Source organism: Streptomyces camelliae (assembly GCF_027625935.1).
GTDB classification, from domain to species: domain Bacteria; phylum Actinomycetota; class Actinomycetes; order Streptomycetales; family Streptomycetaceae; genus Streptomyces; species Streptomyces camelliae.
In genome coordinates this window covers 1,305,365-1,328,724 of sequence record NZ_CP115300.1, presented here as the reverse complement: position 1 = coordinate 1,328,724, position 23,360 = coordinate 1,305,365, and the positions used below count along the sequence as shown (strand labels likewise).

17 protein-coding genes and 1 pseudogene are annotated in these 23,360 nt (G+C 72.3%); 13 read left to right on the top strand and 5 right to left on the bottom strand.

The window, feature by feature from the left end:
* Nucleotides 1-14: 14 nt before the first annotated feature.
* Nucleotides 15-1,142 (top strand): MFS transporter, encoded by a 1,128-nt coding sequence (locus O1G22_RS06260; RefSeq protein ID WP_270086348.1) that lies wholly within the window; start codon nucleotides 15-17, stop codon nucleotides 1,140-1,142.
* 51 nt (nucleotides 1,143-1,193) lie between these two features.
* Here O1G22_RS06260 and O1G22_RS06255 read toward each other — a convergent pair.
* Nucleotides 1,194-1,520, bottom strand: a pseudogene (locus O1G22_RS06255) (substrate-binding domain-containing protein); the annotation flags it as partial.
* Nucleotides 1,521-1,567: 47 nt separating this feature from the next.
* Here O1G22_RS06255 and O1G22_RS06250 point away from each other — a divergent pair.
* The 3 genes from O1G22_RS06250 to O1G22_RS06240 all read left to right on the top strand — a co-directional run bounded on the left by O1G22_RS06250 (nucleotide 1,568) and on the right by O1G22_RS06240 (nucleotide 4,516).
* The gene (locus tag O1G22_RS06250) at nucleotides 1,568-2,200 is read left to right on the top strand and encodes an NAD(P)/FAD-dependent oxidoreductase (RefSeq protein ID WP_270080385.1); all 633 of its coding nucleotides are present in this window, start codon (nucleotides 1,568-1,570) and stop codon (nucleotides 2,198-2,200) included.
* Nucleotides 2,197-2,343 (top strand): hypothetical protein, encoded by a 147-nt coding sequence (locus tag O1G22_RS06245; RefSeq protein ID WP_270080384.1) that lies wholly within the window; start codon nucleotides 2,197-2,199, stop codon nucleotides 2,341-2,343. The genes O1G22_RS06250 and O1G22_RS06245 overlap by 4 nt, the downstream gene beginning before the upstream one ends.
* Nucleotides 2,344-2,446: 103 nt before the next feature.
* Nucleotides 2,447-4,516: a SpoIIE family protein phosphatase gene (locus tag O1G22_RS06240; protein ID WP_270080383.1), complete on the top strand. Its 2,070-nt coding sequence runs from the start codon at nucleotides 2,447-2,449 to the stop codon at nucleotides 4,514-4,516.
* Nucleotides 4,517-4,578: 62 nt separating this feature from the next.
* Here the strand turns inward: O1G22_RS06240 and O1G22_RS06235 are convergent, their stop codons facing one another.
* Both O1G22_RS06235 and O1G22_RS06230 read right to left on the bottom strand, forming a co-directional pair.
* On the bottom strand, nucleotides 4,579-5,718 hold the full coding sequence (locus tag O1G22_RS06235) for an ABC transporter substrate-binding protein (RefSeq protein ID WP_270080382.1): 1,140 nt from the start codon (nucleotides 5,716-5,718) through the stop codon (nucleotides 4,579-4,581).
* Between the two features lie 240 nt (nucleotides 5,719-5,958).
* Nucleotides 5,959-8,622, bottom strand: a complete 2,664-nt coding sequence (locus tag O1G22_RS06230) for a SpoIIE family protein phosphatase (RefSeq protein WP_270086347.1) — start codon at nucleotides 8,620-8,622, stop codon at nucleotides 5,959-5,961.
* Nucleotides 8,623-8,949: 327 nt separating this feature from the next.
* Between O1G22_RS06230 and panD the strand changes: the two genes are divergently transcribed.
* Together panD and O1G22_RS06220 are read left to right on the top strand one after the other, a co-directional pair.
* The gene (gene panD, locus O1G22_RS06225; RefSeq protein ID WP_225095061.1) at nucleotides 8,950-9,372 is read left to right on the top strand and encodes an aspartate 1-decarboxylase; all 423 of its coding nucleotides are present in this window, start codon (nucleotides 8,950-8,952) and stop codon (nucleotides 9,370-9,372) included.
* A 42-nt stretch (nucleotides 9,373-9,414) separates the two neighbouring features.
* Nucleotides 9,415-9,759, top strand: coding sequence for a GNAT family N-acetyltransferase (locus tag O1G22_RS06220; RefSeq protein ID WP_270080381.1), 345 nt, complete (start codon nucleotides 9,415-9,417; stop codon nucleotides 9,757-9,759).
* Nucleotides 9,760-10,139: 380 nt separating this feature from the next.
* On the opposite strand, the gene gndA is transcribed toward O1G22_RS06220, so the two are convergent.
* Nucleotides 10,140-11,579, bottom strand: coding sequence for an NADP-dependent phosphogluconate dehydrogenase (gene gndA / locus O1G22_RS06215; RefSeq protein ID WP_225095059.1), 1,440 nt, complete (start codon nucleotides 11,577-11,579; stop codon nucleotides 10,140-10,142).
* A 272-nt stretch (nucleotides 11,580-11,851) separates the two neighbouring features.
* On the opposite strand from gndA, the gene O1G22_RS06210 reads away from it, so the two are divergent.
* Entirely contained in the window at nucleotides 11,852-13,015 is a 1,164-nt protein-coding gene (locus O1G22_RS06210; protein WP_270080380.1) for a transglycosylase family protein, read from the top strand.
* Here the strand turns inward: O1G22_RS06210 and O1G22_RS06205 are convergent.
* Nucleotides 13,005-14,144, bottom strand: a complete 1,140-nt coding sequence (locus O1G22_RS06205) for a DMT family transporter (protein WP_270080379.1) — start codon at nucleotides 14,142-14,144, stop codon at nucleotides 13,005-13,007. The genes O1G22_RS06210 and O1G22_RS06205 overlap by 11 nt on opposite strands.
* Before the next feature lie 174 nt (nucleotides 14,145-14,318).
* Between O1G22_RS06205 and O1G22_RS06200 the strand changes: the two genes are divergently transcribed.
* The 6 genes from O1G22_RS06200 to O1G22_RS06175 all read left to right on the top strand — a co-directional run bounded on the left by O1G22_RS06200 (nucleotide 14,319) and on the right by O1G22_RS06175 (nucleotide 23,317).
* Nucleotides 14,319-15,065: a (2Fe-2S)-binding protein gene (locus tag O1G22_RS06200; protein ID WP_270086346.1), complete on the top strand. Its 747-nt coding sequence runs from the start codon at nucleotides 14,319-14,321 to the stop codon at nucleotides 15,063-15,065.
* Between the two features lie 40 nt (nucleotides 15,066-15,105).
* Nucleotides 15,106-16,257: a glycogen synthase gene (gene glgA, locus O1G22_RS06195; RefSeq protein ID WP_270080378.1), complete on the top strand. Its 1,152-nt coding sequence runs from the start codon at nucleotides 15,106-15,108 to the stop codon at nucleotides 16,255-16,257.
* Nucleotides 16,258-16,308: 51 nt separating this feature from the next.
* Nucleotides 16,309-17,529, top strand: a complete 1,221-nt coding sequence (gene glgC / locus O1G22_RS06190; protein WP_270080377.1) for a glucose-1-phosphate adenylyltransferase — start codon at nucleotides 16,309-16,311, stop codon at nucleotides 17,527-17,529.
* A gap of 134 nt (nucleotides 17,530-17,663) precedes the next feature.
* Nucleotides 17,664-19,985 (top strand): GH92 family glycosyl hydrolase, encoded by a 2,322-nt coding sequence (locus O1G22_RS06185; RefSeq protein ID WP_270080376.1) that lies wholly within the window; start codon nucleotides 17,664-17,666, stop codon nucleotides 19,983-19,985.
* A gap of 164 nt (nucleotides 19,986-20,149) precedes the next feature.
* On the top strand, nucleotides 20,150-21,481 hold the full coding sequence (locus O1G22_RS06180; RefSeq protein ID WP_270080375.1) for a wax ester/triacylglycerol synthase family O-acyltransferase: 1,332 nt from the start codon (nucleotides 20,150-20,152) through the stop codon (nucleotides 21,479-21,481).
* Between the two features lie 333 nt (nucleotides 21,482-21,814).
* Nucleotides 21,815-23,317, top strand: a complete 1,503-nt coding sequence (locus O1G22_RS06175) for an SDR family NAD(P)-dependent oxidoreductase (RefSeq protein ID WP_270080374.1) — start codon at nucleotides 21,815-21,817, stop codon at nucleotides 23,315-23,317.
* The last annotated feature ends 43 nt before the right edge of the window (nucleotides 23,318-23,360 follow it).

Below are 23,360 nucleotides of genomic sequence, written 5' to 3'. Positions count from 1 at the left end.
CCCCGCCCCGCCGGATGTGGCCGCTGTACGCGGCCGGGTTCACCACCGCCTTCGGCGCGCACGGCATCGCCGCCAGCCTCGGCGGTCGCGCCCAGGGCGCGGTCACCTCCCTGCTGGTCCTGGGCGGGCTGCTCGCCCTCTACGACGCTGCGGAGGTGCTGCTCAAGCCGCTCTTCGGCACCCTTGCCGACCGCGTCGGCGCCCGCCCGGTCCTGCTCGGCGGGCTCGTGGCCTTCGCCGTCGCGTCCGCGCTGTACGTCGTCGCGGACAGCCCCGGCTGGCTCTGGGCCGCCCGGCTCGGGCAGGGCGCCGCGGCCTCCGCGTTCTCGCCGTCCGCCTCCGCACTGGTCACCCGCCTCAATCCGGCCGCCGAACACGGCCGTGCCTTCGGCAGTTACGGCTTCTACAAGTCCATCGGCTACACCCTCGGCCCGCTGCTCGGCGGCGTTCTCGTGTGGGCCGGGGGACTGCGACTGCTGTTCGCCGTGCTCGCGGTGCTCGGCGCCACGGTCGCCGCCTGGGCCGCGCTCGCCGTCCCCGTCGTACCCCCGCTGCCCAAGGCCCGGCAGACGGTGCTCGACCTCGCCCGGCGGCTGGCCGACCCGGCCTTCCTCGCCCCGACGTCGGCACTCGCGGCGGCGACCGCCGCGCTGTCGGTCGGGGTCGGGTTCCTGCCGGTCTCCGGCCGCGCCGCCGGGCTGGGCACGGTCGCGACCGGCGCGGCGGTGTCGGTGCTCGCAGGCTGCGCGGCCGTCGTCCAGCCGCGTGCCGGACGCGCCCTGGACGACGGCCGGCTGACCACCCGGACCGGTCTGGCCGCAGGCCTGCTGCTCACGGCGGTGGGCCTGGCCTGCGCGATGCTGCCGGGCCTGACCGGGATCCTGATCGCGGCCGCTCTCACCGGTATCGGTACGGGCCTGATCACCCCGCTCGGCTTCGCCGCACTGGCCGCGAGCACCCCCGTGGAACGCCTCGGCCAGACCATGGGCGCCGCCGAACTCGGCCGCGAACTCGGCGACGCCGGCGGCCCGTTGCTGGTCGCCGGCGTCGCCTCCCTCACCACTCTGACCTACGGCTTCGGAGCACTCGCGGCCGTCGTCGGGGCGGGCGCGGTGGCAGCCCTCGCCCACCGCCGCCGATGAGCGGATCACCGAGCGGCCAGAGCCATTCGCTCGTCCGACTCGACGCCGACCTCAGCGTGGAGAGCGCACCGACTGCCGAATGACCAGTTGGGTGCTCGGCACGACATGGTCGTCACCGGAGACACGCTCCTCGCGCTCCAGCGCAAGACGTACCGCCGTTCTGCCCAGTTCCTCGTACGGAACGCGGACGGTGGTCAACGCCGGGGTCAGCTCGACGGCGAAGGGAACGTCGTCGAAGCCGACGACCGAGACCTCGCCCGGGACGTCGAGGCCGGCTTCACGCAGGGCCGCCGGCGCGCCGAGGGCCACCATGCCGGTGCCGGCGAAAACCGCGGTGAACTCGGCCGGACCCGCGGGCCTGGAAGCGGTCCGGGTCCTCGCCGAACGCGGCCACGACGTGCAACCTCTTCGAGGCCGCCGACAAGGTGGGCGGACAACTGCTGCTCGCCTCGCTCGCCCCGCGCCGCCGTGACCTCCGAGGAATCATCGACTGGCGCACCGACGAGCTCGCCCGCCTGGGCGTTCCGATCTCGCTGAACACCTACGTCACCGGCCCGATGCTTCTCGAACTGCCGTGGGACGTCGTGATCGTCGCGACCGGCGGCACGCCCGCGGCACCCCGCATTCCCGGGGCCGGCCTTGTCGACGACACCTGGGACGTCCTCGCGGGGACGCGAAGACTGCGCGGGCATGTGCTGGTCCACGACGACCACGGCGGCAACCAGGCACTCGACGCGGTCGAGGCCCTCGCCCGAGGAGGCGCCACGGTCGAGATCGCCACAGCCGAGCGAACGCTCTCACCCGACGTCGGCTCGCTCACGGCGTCCGGTTACTTCAATGCGCTCGCGGAGAACGGTGTCGCGGTGACAGTCCTTCGACGGCTCCACGGGGTCGCCAGGACTGGGGAGGGCCTGGAAGTGGAACTCGGTGTGGACGGCTCCGGTTCCGTGAGCGCCGCGCCTTCGATGCCGTCGTGGCCGAGACGGGTACCGATCCGGTCCAGGAGCTCAATGACGAGCTGCTGGACTCCTCGACCGACCTCGGCGCCGTCGATGTGACGAGCCTCCTGGCCCGCAAGCCCCAGACACTGGTGAGCAACGAGGACGGTTCGTTCCAGCTGTTCCGCATCGGCGACGCGGTGGCGAGCAGGAATGTCCACGCGGCGATGCTGGACGCGGCCCGCCTCTGCCGAGCTGTCTGAGTACTCAGGCATAGGGGCGGGTTCTGGGCCGACCATGGACGAAGGCAGAACAACCCGCCGGTACGGCGAGAGCCGAGGCGCCGAGCGGGAGGGAAAATGAGGTATGGGCACGACGGACTCCTCCCGAGCAGGCGGCGACCGGTCGGTGGCGGGTCCCGCCGCGCCGCCCAGTGGCCTGCTCGATCTGCTCAGCGTCGCCGCGGTGGTGCTGAATGCGCAGGGGCAGGTGGTCTTCTGGAGCCCGAAGGCCGAGGAACTGTTCGGCTACACCGCGACGGAAGCGCTGGGTCGGCACGCGGCTCGGCTGACGGTCCACGAGGAGCACCGGGACGCGGTGATCAAGCTGTTCGCCGAGGTCATGGAATCCGGCACCGACTGGGCAGGGGTGTTCCCGATCCGGCACAAGGACGGCAGCACCCGCCTGGTGGAGTTCCGCAACATGCGGCTGCTGGACGACCTGGGTGACGTCTACGCCCTGGGCCTTGCCGCGGACCAGGCCGCTGTGGAGCGGGTCGAGCGAGATGCCGCCCTGGCCATGTGTCTGGTGTCCCAGTCCCCGGTCGGGCTGGCCATTCTGGACCCGGACCTGCGGTACCTGGCCGTGAACCCTGCTCTCGAACGCCTCACCGGTCAGTCCGCCGCCGAGCGTCTGGGGCGGCCGGTCGGCGAGGTCCTGACCTTCCTGGACACGGACCCCGAGGCACGTCTGCGCCGTGTCCTGGAGACGGGCGAGCCGGTCGTGGACCGGCACATCGTCTGTCGTCCCCCCGCCGATCCGGACCACGAGCACGCCTGGTCCGTCTCGTACTACCGGCTGGAGGATTCCGGTGGGCGGGTGCTGGGCCTGGCCTACTCCGTCATCGACGTCACCGAGCGTCATCGAGCCGCTGCCGAAGCGGCACAGGCCCGGCAACGGCTGGCACTGATCGCCAGAGCTTCCGCCTGCGTGGGCACCACCCTCGATCTGGAAACGACGGCGCGCGAGCTTGCCGACGTCGTCGTACCGGTCCTGGCCGATGTGGCGGCCGTGGACGTACTCGACAGCGCTCTCGACGGCCGGACCGACCCGCACGAGGGACCCGCCCTCTTCCGCGCCCTCGCGGTCAGCGCGGCCCACTCCACCGAGGCGGTCCGCGCGGCCGACCCGCCGGGGGAGCTCGCCCCCTACGACAGCGACCGCCTGATCACCCAGTGCGTGCGCACCCGCCGACCGGTACTGGTGCCACACACCTCCCGTCAGGATCTGGAGCGCATCGCCCGGCACGGCGAGGCCGCCTCCCTCCTCGCGGCGGCCGGCGTTCACTCCTACCTGGCCGTACCGCTCCTCGCCCGGGGCGAAGTCCTTGGCGCCCTCGACCTCATACGCACCCGGAACCCCGCGCCTTTCGACGACGACGATGCGCTTCTCGCCCGGGAGTTGGCCGCCCGAGCCGCGGTCTGCATCGACAACGCCCGCGGATACCAGGCCCAGCGCCATGCGGCCCTCATCCTCCAGCGCAGTCTGCTGCCCGAGCGCCCGTCGCACCTGCCCGGCCTGGAGGTCGCCTGCCGCTACCAGCCCGCCGGCTCCGCGAGCGAGATCGGCGGCGACTGGTACGACGCCATCCCTCTCCAAGGTGACAGAACCGCCCTGGTCGTCGGAGACGTCATGGGCAGCGGCATCGATGCCGCCGCCACCATGGGGCAGCTCCGCAGCGCCACCCGTGCCTTCGCCGAACTCGCCCTCGCCCCCGCCGAGGCCCTTCATCACCTGGATCACCTGACCGAAGGTGTCGAGCAGACCATCACCACCTGCATCTACTGCGTCTACGACCCTCACCGGGACCAGTGCGAGATCTGCCTGGCCGGCCACCTGCCCCCGGCCCTGATGCGCAGCGGCCACGCGGCACAGCTTCTGGACCTTCCCCCCGGCGCACCGCTGGGCGTCGGCGGGGTGCCCTTCGAGGCCGCCACGATCACCTTCCGCCCCGGCGACGAGCTGGTCCTCTACACCGATGGCCTGGTCGAAACCCGAAGCGAACCCATCGACGCCCGCCTCGACACCCTCCTCGACACCCTCACCGCGACACATGGCGACGACCTGGAGGGCACGTGCGACCGCCTCCTGGAGATTCTGCGCTCGCCCGGTGGTGAGGACGACGTGGCACTGCTCATCGCCCGAGCCCGGTCCTGAGCCACCATGTGTGCGGAGGCGGCCTCGCCCGGCTCGAAGCCGAGCGGGTCCACATCGGCCGGCTAGCCGGAGACGGCCTTCGCCCAGCCCTGGGTGACCGTCCGCCTCGCCTTCTCCAGTTGCGCGTCCGTCGGGAACTGCGGCGTTCCCTCGACCGTCGGCAGTCGTGCGGCGGCGGCCTCGTCGAGGGTGCCGTCCCGCCGCATGGCGTCCATGAGCACCGGGCGGGCATAGGCGCGCAGCCGGAGGTTCTGGCCCTCCGGGCTGAAGAGGTACTCGTGCCACAGGCGGGCAGCCGCCGGGTGCGGGGCGTGCTTGTTGATCGCCAGCGCGAAATACTGGGCGAAGCTGCCGTCGAAGGGGATCGCGACCTGCCAGTTCACGCCCTTGTCGCGGAGCTGGTCGGCGTAGTCGAGGTTGATGTAGTCCCAGTTGATGCTGATCGGGGTCCGGCCGCTCGCGACCGTCGCCGAGGTGGAAGCGAGCGGGTTGAAGTTGCCGCGATGCTTGAGTTCGGTGAAGAAGCCGAGACCCGGCTGGACGTCGTCGAACGACCCGTTGTTCGCCAGCGCGGCCGCGTAGACACTGGCGAAGGCGGTGGCCGACCGCCGCGGATCGCCTTCGAGTGCGACCTGGCCCTTGTACCGTGGCTTCAGCAGATCGGCGAAGGTCTGCGGACAGGGTTTGACCCTGTTGGCGTCGCAGCCGATGGAGATGTAGCCCCCGTAGTTGTTGGCCCAGCGGGCCTTCGAGTCCTTCTGATTTCCGGGGATCGAAGCGTAAGCGGCCACCTTGTACGGCGCGAGAAGATTCTTCGCCGCTGCTTTCCGTGCGAACGTGTCGCCCACGTCGATCACGTCGGGTGCTGTCGGCCGGTTCCCCCTCTTGCTCAGGGCGTCGATCTCGTCCTCGCTGTGGCCCAGCGGCTGCTCGACGGTGACCTTGATCCCGTACTTCTTCTCGAAGCCGTTGATCAGGCTGCCGTAGCCGGCCCAGTCACGCGGCAGCGCGATCGCTCTGAGCGTGCCCTCCTGTTTCGCTGCGGTGACCAGTGCGCGCATGCCGCCCATGCTCTCGGCGGACGTGGCGGCCGACGGCTTGGCGTGGCCGGCGGTCGGTGTGTTCTCGCAGGCGCTCAGGCCCAGTGCCACGAGAGCGAAACAGCCGAAGACCGCCGCTGCTCGGGCACACGGTGTGGTCACGGCTGCTCCCGGACGTGGGGGATGAGGTGGTCACCTCGGCCGGCTGCCGGCGGTGCCACCGGGGCCGCAGCGGCGGGCCTGCCGCTGTGCGTCCCGGCTTTTTCGGCTCCACGGCGCCGGCGAAGTGGTCATCGAGGCCAGCGTACCCGGCCGCCTCGACGGCGGAATGCCGCCCGGGAGGCCCGAGATCACCGTCTTCCCCCGGCACCCGGCTTCTCCGTACGGACGTACCGGCTCACCTCACAGCGCGGTGTCGTCCCATTGGTCGAGCAGGAGCTCGTCGAGTCCTTCCCCCTCGGGCGTGGCGTCGGGGCGCAGGGAGTGTTCCGCCCAGATGACCTTGCCGGTGGCCGTGTAGCGGGTCCCCCAGCGTTCGGCGAAACGGGCGACCAGGAAGAGACCGCGGCCGCCTTCGTCGGTGACCTTCGCCCGGCGCAGCCGGGGCGAGGTGCTGCTGCCGTCGGCGACCTCGAAGATCAGGCTGCCCGCATCGGGGCTGCCGACCGGCTCCGTGCGCAGCAGCCGCACGGCGATGGGCTCGGCTCCGTAGCGAATGGCGTTGGTGATCAGCTCGCTGAGGATGAGTTCGGCGGTGAAACCGATCCGCTCCAGCCCCCACTCGGCCAGCCGACGGGCGCAGGCGGTGCGCACGGGGGCCACCGCAGCCGGGTCACGGGGCACCTCCCACTCGGCGACCTGATCCGGTCCGAGACGGCGCGTGCGGGCCACCAGCAGTGCGATGTCATCCCGGGGCCGGTCGGACAGCATGGCCTCCATCACCGCCGCGCAGGTGGCCTCCGGTGTGCGACCGGGCCCTGTCAGAGCGTCGCGCAGGGCCTGCAGGCCGGCGTCCAGGTCCCGGGTGCGGTCCTCGATCAGCCCGTCGGTGTACAGCACCAGCCGGGCGTCCTCGGGCACGGTGAGCTCGGCGGTCTCGACCGGCAGGCCGGCTCCGAGTCCCAGCGGCGGGGAGACGGGCAGCTGAGGGAAGTCGACGGTCCCGTCGGGCCGGACGACCGCCGGTCCCGGGTGGCCGGCGGTGGCGATGGCCAGCCGCCCGGAAGTGGGGTCGTAGACGGCGTACTGGCAGGTCGCTCCGGTGATCACCCCCTGCTCGTGCTCCGCTGCCGTGACCTCCTCGGCGTCGATCTGCGCCACCAGCTCGTCCAGCCGGCCCAGCAGCTCCTCGACGGGCATGTCCAGGGCGGCGAAGTTGTGCACGGCGGTGCGGAGCCGGCCCATCGTCGCCGCGGCGTGCAGACCGTGGCCGACGACATCGCCCACGACCAGCGCCACCCGGGTACCGGACAGCGGGATGACATCGAACCAGTCCCCGCCCACCCCGGCCTGAGCCGGCAGATAGCGGTAGGCGACGTCGAGGGCGGACTGCTCGGGCAGCGCGCGGGGCAGCAGGCTGTGCTGCAGGGTGACGGCCATGGCGTGTTCGCGGGTGTAGCGGCTCGCATTGTCGATGCACACCGCTGCCCGGGCGGCCAGCTCCTCGGCGAAGGTCACGTCCTCGTCCTCGAACGCAGGGGAGCCCTCCGCGCGCCGGAAGACCACCGCGCCCAGCATCACGCCGCGGGCGCGGAGGGGCACCGCGAGCATGGAGCCGATGCCGTGATCGAAGATCCGCCCGGCACTGTCCGGCTGCTGGGCCCGCCAGGCGTCGGAGGCGGACAGGTCCCTGATCAGGACCGGGCGGCCCTCGGCCAGCGCGGTGGAGACGGGGTCGGCCGGGACGAGCCGGATCAGCTCGCCGACGGGGTGGAAGGGAGGACCTGCGTCGATACCGGCGACGGCGCTGCGGCGCAGCTCGGTGATCCCGGCGCCCCCCGAACTCTCCTCGCCACGCAGGACCGGGTCCAGCAGATCGACCGTGACGACGTCGGCGAACCGGGTCACCGCCACCTCGGCCAGTTCCTCGGCCGTGCGCTTCACATCGAGCGTGGTGCCGATCCGCAGTCCGGCGTCGTAGAGCGACTGCAACCGTTCACGCGCCTGCTCCGCCCGGCCGGACACGGCACGCAGCTCGGTGGTGTCCCGGAGCGTGACCACGCTGCCGTCCGGTCCGTGCGGTGCGGTGAGCCGCTTGCTGACCGCGAGCAGCCGGTCGGCCGCCAGGTACACCTCGTCGGTGGCGGGGCGGTCGCCGGCCAACAGCCCGGCGAGGTCCTCGTCCAGCCCCAGATCGGTGACGTGCCGCCGCTCCGCGTCCGCCGGCAGGTCCAGAAGCCGTCGTGCCTCGTCGTTGGCGAGCAGCAGCCGGCCGTCACCGCCGACGATCAGCACTCCTTCCCGCACCGCGTGCAGCACCGCGTCGTGGTGCTCGTACATCCGGGTCATCTCGGTCGGCCCCAGGCCGTGGGTCTGCCGCCGCAACCGCCGGCTCACCAGGCCCGAACCGCCCGCGGCGACGACCAGGGCCGTGGCGGCGCCGCCGAGGAGCACCGGCAGCTGATGGTTCACCCGGTGCCGCACCCTCTCGACCCTGACGGGCACGGAGACGATGGCGATGACCGAACCGCCGGGACCCCTGACGGGCACCGCCGAGATCACGGAGAGCCCCAGCGAGCCCCTGAACGTACTCGTGAACGGCGTGCCGGTCGCCGCCGCCGCGTAGGGCCCGATGACGCGTTTCCCGACCTGACGCGGGTCGCTGTGCGCGAGGGTGATCCCGTTCAGCCCGTACACGATGACGGCGTCGACGCCTGTGGCCGTCCGGGTCGCCTCGACGTGCGGCTGCAGCGCCGCCGTCGGGTTCGCACTGTTCAGTGCCGACACGATCCCCGGGGAGTTCGCGAACGTCTGCGCCACGGTGAGCGTCCGGTGGCTGGCGTCCGTCATCACGTCGCGTCGGGCCTGTACGACGAGCGCCACGAGGGCGGCGGCGACGAGCAGCATCACCACCGCCAGCTGGAGCACGAAGACCTGGCCCGCGAGGCTGCGCAGACTCAGCAGTGAACCCGGCCGCCGCGGCTGTCTCGCCCTGCGTGGCCGACCGGGTCGGTGAACCCTCAGGGACGCGTCAGACACATCCTGCCCGGATTGACCCGGAACTCCGCTCATATCCCCTTTCTATCGTTTCCTGGCCGACCTCGAAGCGACAGGGGCGGACTCGGCGCGAAACTCAAGCGTCGGCTGACCGGCCACGCGAAACGATGTAGCCTCCGGAGACCGCCCTTGACCTGCAGAAGCAGGCAGGGAGCAGAGTGAATCGGGAGTTTCCTCGTGTTTCGTACCATGTTCAAGTCCAAGATCCACCGGGCCACCGTCACCCAGGCCGACCTGCACTACGTGGGATCGGTGACCATCGACGCCGACCTCCTCGACGCCGCCGATCTGCTGCCCGGCGAGCTCGTGCACATCGTCGACATCACCAACGGCGCCCGCCTGGAGACGTACGTCATCGAGGGCGAGCGCGGGTCCGGGGTCATCGGGATCAACGGGGCCGCGGCCCATCTGGTGCATCCCGGAGACCTGGTGATCATCATCAGCTACGCTCAGGTCACCGACGCCGAGGCGCGTGAGCTGCGGCCACGGGTGGTGCACGTGGACGGCGCCAACAGGATCGTCTCCCTCGGCGCCGACGCGTCCGAACCGGTGCCCGGCTCGGACCAGCGGCGCAGCCCGCAGGCTGTGCCGACGGCCTGACCGTACCGCCTGATGAGGACCGGACCAGGAGCGTGTGAGTCCATGAGCGAGATCGAGATCCGCGACGACCGGGCGGCGGGCCGCCTGGAGGCCGTCGGCGAGGGCGAAGTCGTCGGCCGTATCGAGTACTTCGTGCTGGAGTCGCCCGCGCGCGCCCTGGTCCCGGTCCACACCATCGTCGAGCCCGCCCACGAGGGCAAGGGCATCGCCGGCTCCCTCGCCCGCGAGCTGTACGCCGTCGCCGAACGCGAGGGCGTCCCGGTGGCCCCGCTGTGCCCGTACGTGGTCACGTGGGCCGCCCGCCACCCCGAGGTCGCCCCGCCGGCCGACCCGGCGCTGCTGTCGGCCGCGAAGGACTGGCTGAGGGGCCACCCGGGCCGCTTCTGAACACCCGGCTCGCCCTGTCGGGTGAGTGACCGAGGGCTCGCCGGGCAGGCGTGGGACGAGTCCAGAGGGACGATGGATCCAGAGGGACGACGAGTCCGGAAGGGCGACGTCCCACGACTGCCCGGAGGCCCCCATGACCACCCCGGATCCCTACCCCACCCCGGTCCCACCCCCCGCACCCCCACCCGGCCCCACCCCGCCGGAGCCGGGACCCCAGCCCCCGCCACCCCCGCCACCCCCGGGCCCGGTACCGCCGGAACCGTCCCCGTCCCCGATCCCCCCGGGCCCGGAGCCGGTACCGAACCCCGAGCCCGGACCGCCCCTCACGTGAGGCATCGAGGGAAAGCGTCGGGCCGAACGACAAAGGGCCGCACGGAAAACTACGCCGAGACCTCACTCCGGTCCCCGCCCCACAGCGTGTGGAACGCACCCTCCCGGTCCACCCGCCGATACGTGTGCGCCCCGAAGAAGTCCCGCTGCCCCTGCGTCAGCGCCGCCGGCAGGCGAGACGCCCGCAGCGCGTCGTAGTACGCCAGAGCCGCCGAGAACCCGGGCGTGGGCACACCCTGCCGCACGCCCGCGATCACCACCTCACGCCAGTCGTCCTGCGCGTCGGCGATCTCGCGGGCGAACGTCTCGTCCGACAGCAGGCTCGGCAGGTCGGCGCGGGCGTCGTACGCGGCGCGGATGCGGTCCAGGAAGGCCGCACGGATGATGCAGCCGCCCCGCCAGATCGCGGACACCGCACCGAGGTCGACGTCCCAGCCGTACTCCTCGCTGCCCGCGGCGATCTCGTGGAAACCCTGCGTGTACGACACGATCTTGGACGCGTACAGCGCCTGCTCGACCCGGTCGGCGAAGGCCGCCGCCTCCTCCTTGCCCAGCGGCGCCGCCTTGGGCCCCGCCAGCCCCTGCGAGGCCTCGCGGAGCCCCGCGTGCCCGGACAGCGAGCGCGCGAAGACCGCCTCGGCGATGCCGGACACCGGAACGCCCAGGTCCAGGGCGATCTGCACCGTCCAGCGGCCGGTGCCCTTCTGCTCGGCCTGGTCGACCACGACGTCCACGAACGGCTTGCCGGTCGCCGCGTCCACGTGGGACAGCACCTCGGCCGTGATCTCGATGAGGTAGGAGTCCAGCCGGCCCTGGTTCCAGGTGCGGAAGATCTCCGCGATCTCGGCGGGGGAGTATCCGGCGACATCGCGCAGCAGCTGGTAGGCCTCGCCGATGAGCTGCATGTCGGCGTACTCGATGCCGTTGTGGACCATCTTCACGAAGTGCCCGGCACCGTCCGGACCCACGTGCGTGACACACGGCGCGCCGTCCTTCGCCTTCGCCGAGATCTTCTCCAGCATCGGGCCCAGCGAGTCGTACGACTCCTTCGGCCCGCCCGGCATGATGCTCGGCCCGTGCAGCGCGCCCTCCTCACCGCCGGAGACGCCCATGCCGACGAAATGGATGCCCTGCTCGCGCAGCGCCTTCTCCCGGCGCCGGGTGTCCGCGAAGTGCGCGTTGCCGCCGTCGATGATCATGTCGCCGGGCTCCAGCAGCGGCGCGAACTCCTCGATCACGGCGTCCGTCGGACCGCCCGCCTTGACCATGATCACCAGGCGGCGCGGGCGCTCCAGCGCCGCCACGAACTCCTCGGCGGTCTCGGTCCCGATGAAGTCGCCCTCACTGCCGAACTCCTCCACCAGCGCCTTGGTCCGCGCCACCGTACGGTTGTGCACAGCGACGGTGTAGCCGTTGCGGGCGAAGTTCCGGGCGAGGTTGCGGCCCATGACCGCGAGGCCCGTGACACCGATCTGCGCTGAAGTGCTCATGCCGCCTGCTCCCTGATTGCCTCATTGACTACGGCTCCGTCAGTACGGGTCCTCGCCCATCCTTACGTGCCGCTGTGGCGAGTGCACATCCGACCCGCCAGCCTTGAGTACGCGGCGACGGCGTCTGGAGCCTCAGTGTTCGGCGGATCAGGCCAAGCAGGGGCCGTTCCCGGCCACTTGGGCGGTGCGGGAGGCCGGATTTCCGTCTTGTCATGGCCTGTTCGCGGCGCTTACTTTTTCCCCTCCTGACGCATGCCGAGGGGACATCGGACATGGCCGTACGCGGCCGGCATCGCCGGTACCAGCCGAAAAGGATCAACCGCGCCTCACTCACCGTCACGGCGGGCGGCGCCGGCCTCGCCATCCCGCTGGTCGCCGCCGGCACCGCCGACGCGGCCGACGCCGCCTCCTGGAACAAGGTCGCCGCCTGCGAGTCCAGCGGAAACTGGAGCATCAACACCGGCAACGGCTACTTCGGCGGGCTGCAGTTCACCCAGTCCACCTGGGAGGCGTACGGCGGCACCCGGTACGCGCCGCGCGCCGACCTCGCCGGCCGTGACCAGCAGATCGCCGTCGCCGAGCGGGTCCTCGACGGACAGGGGCCCGGCGCCTGGCCGGTGTGCTCGGTGCGGGCCGGGCTGACCCGGGGGGACGCCGACCCCGCAGTGCACACGGACAGCGCGGCGACCCGGCCCGTGCACGCCGCGAAGAAGAGCTCCGTACGGGATGTGACGCCGCAGACCACTCCGCAGTCGCGCGCGGGCCGGGCCGAGATGTACACGGTGGTGCACGGCGACACGCTGTCCGGGATCGCCGAGGACCACCATGTGCGCGGCGGCTGGCGCACGCTCTACGCCGGCAACCGCTCCACGATCGGCGCCGACCCCGACCTGATCCTGCCGGGCCAGCGGCTCAGCCTGCGCGGCACGGCCGCCGCCGACACCAAGTCACCTCAGCGGAAAGCCCCTTCGGAGCACAAGACCGCACCCCAAAAGTCCGCACCGCACAAGACCCGGACCAGGACCACCGGCCGTACGCTCGTCGCCCCGGTCAACGCCCCCATCGGCACCGGCTATCGCGTGGCAGGCGGGCACTGGTCGAAGGGGTATCACACCGGCGTCGACTTCCTCGTGCCGACCGGGACCTCCGTGAAGGCCGTGGAGGCAGGGGAGGTGGTGGCCGCGGGCTGGGGCGGCTCGTACGGCTACCAGGTGGAGATCCGGCACGCCGACGGCCGCTACAGCCAGTACGCCCACCTGTCGGCGATCTCCGTGCGGATCGGGCAGCAGGTCGGCGCCGGGCAGCGCATCGGCCGTTCCGGGGCCACCGGCAACGTCACCGGCCCGCACCTGCACTTCGAGGTGCGGACCGGACCCGGCTTCGGTTCGGACATCGACCCGCTCGCCTATCTGCGGGCCGGCGGCGTCACGATCTGACGCCCGTACGGTCCAAGGCCGGCAGCCGTACGAGGACGCCCGGTGCGGGGAGCACCCAGGCGGCGAGCGGTTCGCCGGCCTCGGCGTCCTCCCCGGTGCCGGCCGGCGCCGGCAGCAGGCCCCGCGCGGCCGGCCCGTCGAGCGTGCCGTCGGTCCGCGCGGGCCCGCCGGGCCGCTCCGCCTCGGGCGGTGTCGTCACCCGCTGCTGCGGCACACCGGGGAGCGCCGCCGGCGCCTCCGGCTTCGCGGAGGCCGGGTCCGCGTCCGGCGCGGGGGCCTGTGCCGCCGCCGGCGTTCCGGTGCGCTCGATCCGTTCGGTCGTCAGCAGGACCAGGCCGCCCGCCGCCACCACCCCGCAGGTGATGGCGAGCCCGGAGCCCAGGTCGCCGTAGCGGAACGCCTCGCCGAACATCAGGATGCCGATGGCCGCCGCCAGCACCGGGTTGACCACGGTCTGCGTGGACAGCGGGGCGGCGAGGCCACCGCCGCGGTAGGAGGCCTGGGACAGTGCGACGCCGGCGACCGCGAACACCCCGATCAGGCCGAGCCACGGCAGGTCGACCGGGTCGACGCCGTGGGTCCAGTCCTCGGCGACGGTCTTGGTGAACACCGAGGACATGCCGAACGCGATGCCGGAGGCGGTGGCGAGCAGCACGCTGCGCACCGCGGGGTGCCGGTGCGCGGCCACTCCCGCGCCCGTCAGCGCGGCCACCGCGGCACCGGTCACCAGCGCGACCGCGACCCGCTGGGCCGTGTCGAGGGAGTGGGTGTCGGAGGAGCCGACCAGGGACAGCAGGCCGGCGAGGCCCACCGTGGCCATGACGGCGCCGCGCCAGGCGGCCGACCCGGCCCTGCGGCCGACGCACAGCGCCGCCATGGGCAGCGCGAAGACGATGGTCAGCGCGCCGAGCGGCTGGACCAGACTGAGCGGCCCGTAGGCCAGCGCCACCACGTGCAGCACACCGCCGAGCCCGTTGAGCGCGAGCGCTCCCCACCAACTCGGCCGGCGCAGCGGCATGTACGCACTGTCCGGGGTGGACACCGCGACCTGCTCCTGCACGATCGCGCCGCCGGCGTAGGCGAGGGCGGACACGACCGACAACAGCACGGACAGCGCGAGGGCGCTCATCAGCGTCTCCTCTGCGCGGGACGGGGGCCCTGAGCCCGGTGCGGCGTACGGTCGGCATCCATGCCCAACACTCTGCCCGCCCGCGTCTGTTCCCGTCGTCGTCCCTGAGCACGCAATGCGTCCTACTGCCGATGGAGTACGACGGTGCCCTGATCATCCTTGGGACGGGTGTGCCTGGTAGTACTGCCCGTCGTGGACCTCGACCCCGAACTCGCCGCCCTCCGCCCGCTCGGCGGCTTCTTCGCCCTGCGCACCGACGAAACGGCGCCGCCGACCACTCTCGCGCAGGTGTACGCGAAGACGCCCTCCGGCGTTCACCGCGACGCCCTCGCCGCGCGTGTCGCCGTGGTCGCCGAGCGGCTGCGCACCCCCGAGCCGCGGGTCGCCGCCTCCCTCGCCCAGCAGGGGCTGGCGGCCCGGCTGTGGTCGGCGGCCCTCGGCTGCGCCGCCCTGTACGGACGGCTGCCCGACCTCGACCCCCGCCGCTTGCGCTGGGACCCCCTGGGGTCCGCCCCCGACGACCTGTGGCTGACCGGCGTACGCCCGCTGCCCGGGGACCCCGACCTCGTCGCCGGGGTACTGCACCGACACCTGGAACCCCTGGGGGAGACCCTGAGGGATCGTTACGGTGTCGCGGCCGGGCTGCTGTGGGGCAACGCGGGCTCCGCGCTCGCCGGTGCCGCCCGGGAACTGGACCGCTGGGCCCGGGCGAACGGCCGCCGTGACGTGGCGGACCGGGCCCGCACGCTCACGGACGCCCTCTTCGCCCACCCCCTGCTGCGCCCCACCGGAACCCGCACCGGCACCGCGTTCCGCCGCCGCAGCTGCTGCCTGTACTACCGGGTGCCCGGCGGCGGGGTCTGCGGCGACTGCTGCTTCACGCGGCCTCCGCGCTCTTCCCCGGGGGCCGTTTCCGGGTGACCATGAGGGGGACCTGCCACCGAGACCAGGGGGTTGTCGGGTGCGAGTGGGACTGCTGACCCGGGAGTACCCCCCGGACGTGTACGGCGGCGCCGGAGTCCATGTGGAGTTCCTGGCGCGGGAGTTGACCGCCCTGGTGGACCTGGAGGTGCACTGCTGGGGCGAGGGCCGCGCAGTGGGCGTCGTACGCCACCGGCCCTGGTCCGCGCTCGACGGCGCCAACGACGCGCTGCGCACCTTCTCCGTGGACCTCTCCGTCGCCGCCGCCCTCGAAGGCCGCGAACTCGTCCACTCCCACACCTGGTACGCGAACCTCGCCGGCCACCTCGCCAAGCTGCTGTACGGCATCCCGCACGTGGTCACCGCCCACTCCCTGGAGCCGCTGCGGCCCTGGAAGGCGGAGCAACTGGGCGGCGGATACGCGCTGTCGGGCTGGGCCGAGCGCACCGCCGTGGAGGCCGCCGACGCGGTGATCGCCGTCTCGGGCGCCATGCGCGAGGACATCCTCACCTGCTATCCGGCGCTGGACCCGAAGCGCGTCCACGTCGTGCACAACGGCATCGACACCCGCCTGTACCGCCCGGACCACGGCACCGACGCGCTCCTGCGCCACGGCGTCGACCCCGACCGCCCGTACGTACTGTTCGTCGGCCGCATCACCCGCCAGAAGGGCGTGCCCCACCTGCTGCGCGCGGTACGGGAGATCGACCCGGCCGCCCAGGTCGTGCTGTGCGCCGGCGCCCCCGACACCCCGGAGATCGACCGCGAGTTCCGGGAGCTGTACGAGGAGGTGCGCCGCGTCCGCGACGGCGTGCTCTGGATCCCGCAGATGCTGCCGCGCGCGGAGGTCATCCAACTCCTCACGCACGCCGCCGTGTTCGTCTGCCCGTCGGTGTACGAGCCGCTCGGCATCGTCAACCTGGAGGCGATGGCGTGCGGCACCCCGGTCGTGGCCTCCCGGGTCGGCGGCATCCCGGAAGTGGTGGCGGACGGCAGGGCGGGGCTCCTGGTGGACGTGGACGACGGTTTCGAGGCGGGCCTGGCCCGGGCGCTGGACACCGTCCTCGGCGACCCGGAGGGGGCCCGGCGGATGGGAGAGGCCGGACGGGTGCGCGCGGTGGGGGAGTTCGGCTGGGACGCGGTGGCCCGCCGCACCGCCGGACTGTACGAGGAGATCCTCAAGGGGGCTTAGTCCGTGCGGGGTCGGGGCAACCATGGTTCTACCAGGGTGAGGGGAGCGGCCATGCGTCGTGGAGGGCCTTCCGTACTCGGGATCGTGCTGGCGGGCGGGGAGGGCAAGCGTCTGATGCCGCTCACCGCGGACCGCGCCAAACCCGCGGTCACCTTCGGCGGCACGTACCGCCTCGTCGACTTCGTCCTGTCCAACCTCGTCAACGCCGATGTGCTGCGCATCTGTGTGCTGACCCAGTACAAGTCGCACTCGCTGGACCGGCACATCACCACCACCTGGCGGATGTCCAGCCTGCTCGGCAACTACGTCACCCCGGTCCCGGCCCAGCAGCGCCTCGGCCCGCGCTGGTACCTGGGCAGCGCCGACGCGATCCTGCAGTCCCTGAACCTCGTCCACGACGAACAGCCTGAGTACGTCGCGGTGTTCGGCGCCGACCACGTGTACCGGATGGATCCGCGGCAGATGCTCGCACAGCACATCGAGGGCGGTGCCGGGGTGACGGTGGCCGGTATCCGGGTGCCGCGCGCGGAGTCCTCGGCCTTCGGGGTGATCACGCCCGGCACGGACGGCCGTACGATCCGCCGCTTCCTGGAGAAGCCGGCGGACCCACCCGGACTGCCGGACGCCCCGGAGACCGTGTTCGCCTCGATGGGGAACTACATCTTCACCACCAAGGCCCTCGTCGAGGCGCTGCACCGGGACGCCGAGGACGGGCAGTCCGTGCACGACATGGGCGGCTCGATCCTGCCCCAGCTCACGGTGCGCGGCGAGGCCCAGCTGTACGACTTCGGCGACAACCACGTGCCCGGTGAGACCACCCGCGACCAGGGCTACTGGCGGGACGTGGGCACCCTGGACGCCTACTACGAGGCGCACATGGACCTCATCGCCGAGCGCCCCGCCTTCAACCTGTACAACCGGCAGTGGCCCATCTACACCCACTCGGGCCAGCTCTCCCCGGCCCGCTTCAGCGCGGGCGGCATCGCGAGCGAGTCCATCATCAGCGCGGGCTGTCTGATCCGTGGTCAGGTCACCCGTTCCGTGCTGTCGCCCGGCGTACGGGTCGACCCGGGCGCGGTGGTCCAGGGCTCGGTGCTGCACGACAACGTGCACATCGGCCGGGGCGCGGTGGTCCGCGGTGCCGTCCTGGACAAGAACGTCGAGGTCCCGCCGGGTGCGACGATCGGCGTCAACCCGGAACGGGACGCGGAGCTGTACACGGTCTCGGCGGGCGGGGTGATCGCTCTGGGGAAGGGTCAGCGGGTGACCTGACCGCCGGACGGACACCCCGTCAGACGGCGCGCGGACGCGACGCGTTCCGCGCCGATCCCTCCGGTTGCCCGGGTTTGCGTCGTCAGCCCCTCAGGATGCAGGGAACGATGTCGAACCTCCGGAGGTCATCCGACATGAGAGGGACCCGGCGTACACGGCTGTGCCTGGCCGGGGTGATGACAGCGTCCGCGCTGATCGCCACCCCCTCCGCAGACGCCGCCGAGCGGACCGACGGACACCTCACCGACCTGGTCAACCCCTTCATCGGGAGCCAGGACGAGGGCAACACCTTCCCCGGCGCGGCCGTGCCCTTCGGCATGGTGCAGCTCTCCCCGGACACCGGCCACTTCGCCGGCTACGACTACACGCAGAACCGGGTCCGCGGCTTCTCCCTCGTCCATCTCTCGGGCGTCGGCTGCCGCATCGGCGGCGACCTGCCCGTGCTGCCGACCACCGGCGACGTGACACAGACGGACTACACCACGTACGCGGCCTCCTTCGCGCACCAGGACGAGGCGGCGAGCCCCGGCTACTACCGCGTCGGCCTCTCCTCCGGCATCCGCGCCGAACTGACCGCCACCGAGCGCACCGGCGTCCAGCGCTACACCTTCCCGGCCACCGACAAGGCCAACGTCCTGCTGAACGCCGCCCAGTCGCTGCACAAGCCGGTCTCCGCCACCGTCGAGGTCCTCGACGACCACACCGTGCGCACCGAGATCACCGGGCACGGCTTCTGCCGGGACACCGGCCCCTACACCGTCTACACGATCACCCGCTTCAGCCGGCCCTTCACCGCCTACGGCACCTGGGACGGCCAGAACGTCACCCCGGGCTCGCGCAGCGGACACGGCGGCGCCTACGTCCGCTTCGACACCAGCAAGGACCGTACGGTCGAGGCGACCACCGCGCTGTCGTACGTCGACTCGCGCGGCGCGGCCGGAAACCTCGCCGCGGAGGGCGGCCGGTCCTTCGACACCGTGCGCGAGCGGGCCCGCGAGGAGTGGGAGCGGCGGCTCGCCGGCGTGCACGTCCGGGGCGGCACCCAGACCCTGCGCCGGACCTTCTACTCCTCGCTGTACCGGTCCTTCCTGGCGCCGAACATCGGCGGCGACACCGACGGCCGTTACTTCGGCTGGGACCGCCGGGTCCACCACGCCGACGGGTTCACGTACTACCAGAACTGGTCGCTGTGGGACACCTACCGCACCCAGGTGCAGCTCCTCGCCCTGCTCGCCCCGCGCGAGGCACGGGACATGGCCCGCTCGGTGGTGGCGATCGACGAGGACGGCGGCTGGCTGCCGAAGTGGGGCTACGGCCCGGTCGAGACGAACGTCATGAGCGGCGACCCGGTCACCCCGTTCCTGACCGCCGCCTATCAGACAGGTCTGCTCAAGGGCTTCGAGGAGCGGGCCTACCGCGCGCTGAGGAAGAACGCCGACGGCGTCCCGCCCGCCGAGTACCCGGGCATCGGCCGGGAGGCCAACGCCGAGTACATCGCGCACGGCTTCGCCCCGTTCATCGAGAACCGCCCGCTGGCCAAGATGGGCGACTCCGACTACCACCACGGCGCCTCCGTCACCCTGGAGTACGCGCTCGCCGATGCCATGCTGGCCCAGATGGCCCGCGGCCTCGGCCATGACGCGGACGCCGCCCGCTACGCCGCCCGCGCGCAGAACTACCGGAACATCTTCGACCCCGGCACCGGCTTCTTCCGCGCCCGCGACGCCTCCGGCGCCTTCACCGGCTCGGCCGACCCGGCCCGCGGCACCGGCTTCCACGAGGGCACCGCCTGGCAGTACCAGTGGCTCGTCCCGCAGGACGTACCCGGCATGGTCCGGCTCATCGGCGGCGAGCGCACGGCCAACGCCCGCCTGGACTCCTTCTTCGCCTACGACAAGCTGCTGGCCGACCCCGCGAGGACCGCCCGCGAAGTGTGGGTGCACGGCGACGCGTACGACTACTACAACGCCGCCACGTACAACCCGATGAACGAGCCCGACCTCATCGCGCCGTACACCTATCTCGCCACCGGCCAGCCCTGGAAGACCACCGACGTGGTCCACGCCGCCCTGACCCTGTTCACCGACGGACCCGGCGGCATCACCGGCAACGACGACCTGGGCACCATGTCCGCCTGGAACGTGCTGTCGTCCATCGGCCTGTTCCCGATCCAGCCCGGCTACGGCACCTGGGGCCTGTCCACGCCCGTCTTCGACCGGGTCGACCTCACCCTGGACCGCCGCTACTGGCCGAGCGGCGGGCTGACCATCGCCGCTCCCGGCACCTCGGCCACCGACCGCTACATCCAGGCCGTCCACACCGACGGCACCCCGCACGGGCGGACCTACCTCACGAACGACGCGCTGCGGTCGCTGCGCTCGCTCGCGTTCACGGTCGGCCCGCGCCCGTCTGAGTGGGGTACGTCACCCGGGGTGGCGCAGCCCGTCCTGAAGTGAGCTGACATATCACGTGGTCCCGCCCCTGCCCACCCCTGTTGGAGGGGCGGGACTTAATCTGCTGTTAACTGAGCGTAGCCTGATCATACTTGACCGTAATCGCTTGTCGGAGATTCACTGCGAGTGACTGCACATCCACCCGTCGTCGCGCGTGAGGCAAGCCCTTGACTTCCGATCTGCTCGCTCCACTCGACCTGGCGTTCTGGAACATCGAGTCCGACCGGCATCCGATGCACCTCGGCGCGCTCGGCGTCTTCGGTGCCCACTCGCCCACCGCCGGCGCCCACGCGGCCGACCTGCTCGCCGCCCGCGCCGCCGCCGTACCCGGGCTCCGCCTGCGCATCCGCGACGTGTGGCAGCCGCTCGCCTTCGGCGGCGCCGCCCGCGAGACCGACCCGGACTTCGACCCGCTGAACCACGTCCGGCTGCACGCCCCGACGGCCGACTTCCACGCGGTCGCCGGCCGGCTGATGGAACGCCCGCTGGAGCGCGGCCGCCCGCCGTGGGAGGCGCACGTCCTGCCCGGCGAGGACGGGATGTCCTTCGCGGTGCTGTTCAAGTTCCACCACGCCCTCGCCGACGGGCTGCGCGCGCTGAAGCTCGCCGCCGGTGTCCTGGACCCGGTGGACCTGCCCGAGCGGCCGCCGCGCGCCCTGGAACCGCCGCGCGGCCTGCTGACGGACGTACGCAGGCTGCCGGGCATGGTCCCCGGGCTGGTCCGGGGCGCCCTGTCCGACGCGGGCCGGGCCCTGGACATCGGCGCCTCCCTCGCCCGCTCCACGCTCGGCATGCGGCCCTCCTCCGCGCTCACCTCGGCCCCGAGCGGCACTCGCCGCACCGCCGGTGTGGTCGTCGACATCGACGACGTGCACCGGGTGCGCAAGAGCGCCGGCGGCACGGTCAACGACGTCCTCATCGCCGTCGTCGCGGGCGCCCTACGCCGCTGGCTGGAGGAGCGCGGCGAGTCCACCAAGGGCGTGGCGCCCCGCGCCCTCATCCCCGTCTCCCGGCGCCGCCCGCGCACCGCGCACCCGCAGGGCAACCGGCTCTCCGGCTATCTGATACGGCTTCCGGTGGACCAGTCCGACCCGCTCGGCCGCCTCGACACCGTGCGCACGGCGATGGTCCGCAACAAGGACGCAGGGCCGAACCGGGGCGCCGGCGCGGTCGCGTTGCTCGCCGACCACGTCCCGGCGCTCGGGCACCGGCTCGGCGGGCCGCTGGTCGGCCAGGCCGCCCGGCTCTGGTTCGACATCCTGGTCACCAGCGTGCCCCTGCCCGGGCTGGGGCTGCGCCTCGGCGGACAGGAGCTGAGGGAGGTGTATCCACTGGCCCCGCTCGCGCCCGGGCAGGCACTGGCGGTGGCGATCTCGACGTACCGCGGCCGTGTGCACTACGGGCTGGTCGCCGACGCGGAGGCCGTGCCGGACCTGGACCGGTTCGCGTACGCGGTGTCGGCCGAGGTCGAGACGTTGCTGTCGGCCTGCGAGCTGTGAGGGACGACCACCCGCCCACCCGTGCCGCTCTCGTCGTCGGGTGCGGGTGGCCCCCGTGGGGCCTCTTCGCCCGTCGGCGGCCTGCGGGTTCGATGTTCGAGGGTTCCCACCCGCACCACCAGCACCACCGGCACCACACCGCACCACCCGCACCACCCTCGTCCGGGGTGCGGGTGGCTCCCGTGGGGCGTCCTCGCCGTCGGCGGCCGCGGGTGTCCCCAGGGGGTTTCCTGAGACGGTTTGGTTCCTGACCCCCGCTCTCCGTAAAATTCCCCGTTCGAAAGCGGGCGCGAGTCGGCGCGCTGCGCGGGTGATCAGGGAAGCGGCAGCGCGATGACGGTGACAGAGGACGGCTCCATGGCCTCCATGGCCACGGACGAGGTGGTCTACGGGCCGGGGATCGACCCGGAGCGGCTGGCTGTCTGCCTGAGCGTGCTGGAGGAGCTCGACCAGCTCGACGTCGACCACCCCGACGCGATCAGGGTGCGGCGGGCCACCTCGCACATCTACCGAACGGTCAAGCAGCGCCGCCGCCAGGAGCGCCGGGCCGCCAAGACCGCGCACGACCGCGCCGTCACCGAGGCCACCGCGACCGGCTCCGCCGAGCGCATCGACGACGAGACCGAGGGCCTGCTGCCCTCCTCCAAGATCGAGGAAGGCAAGATCGCGGGCATACTCCAGCGCCCGCGTTCCTGCTACACCTGCAAGGGCCGCTACGTCGAGGTCGACTACTTCTACCACCAGCTCTGCCCGGACTGCGCCCGCACCAACCGGGCCAAGCGCGACGCCCGCGCCGACCTCACCGGCAAGCGCGCCCTGCTCACCGGCGGCCGGGCCAAGATCGGCATGTACATCGCGCTGCGGCTGCTGCGCGACGGCGCCCACACCACCGTCACCACGCGCTTCCCCAAGGACGCCATCCGCCGGTTCAAGGCGATGGAGGACTCCGCGGACTGGCTCCACCGCCTGGAGGTCGTCGGCATCGACCTGCGCGACCCGGCCCAGGCCGTCGCGCTGGCCGAGCAGGTCGCCGAGGCGGGCCCGCTCGACATCCTGATCAACAACGCGACCCAGACCGTCCGCCGGCTGCCCTCCGCCTACGCGGCCCTGGTCGAGGGCGAGGCCGCCCCGCTGCCCGCCGGTGAGCTGCCCGCCCACTCCGTCATCGGCGCCTTCAACTCGGGCGCGGTCGACGGCATCGCCGCGCTGCCCGTCGGCACCAGCGGCCTGGACGCGCAGAAGGTCGCCGACCTCGCCCTCGTCGCGGGCAACGCCAGCATCGCCCGCCATGTCGAGGGCACCGCGATCGACGCCGGCGGCCTCGTGCCCGACGTCGTCGACACCAACACCTGGGTGCAGACCATCGAGCAGATCTCCCCGGTGGAGCTGCTGGAGACCCAGCTGTGCAACTACACCGCGCCGTTCATCCTCATCAGCGCGCTGCGCCCGGCCATGGCCGACGCGGCGAAGAAGGCGGCCAGCAAACGCGCCTACGTCGTCAACGTCTCGGCGATGGAGGGCGTCTTCAGCCGTGGCTACAAGGGCGCCGGGCACCCGAACACCAACGCGGCGAAGGCGGCCATGAACATGGTCACGCGGACCAGCGCCCAGGAGATGTTCGACACCGACGGCATCCTCATGACCTCCGTCGACACCGGCTGGATCACCGACGAGCGCCCGCACTTCGAGAAGCTGCGCCTCGCCGAGGCCGGCTTCCACGCCCCGCTCGACCTGGTCGACGGCGCCGCCCGCGTCTACGACCCGATCGTGCGCGGCGAGGCGGGCGAGGACCTGTACGGCGTCTTCATGAAGGACTACGCGCCCGGCAAGTGGTGAGCCCCCTCACCTAATCCGGTGGCCGGCACGGGCGGGTGTCCCG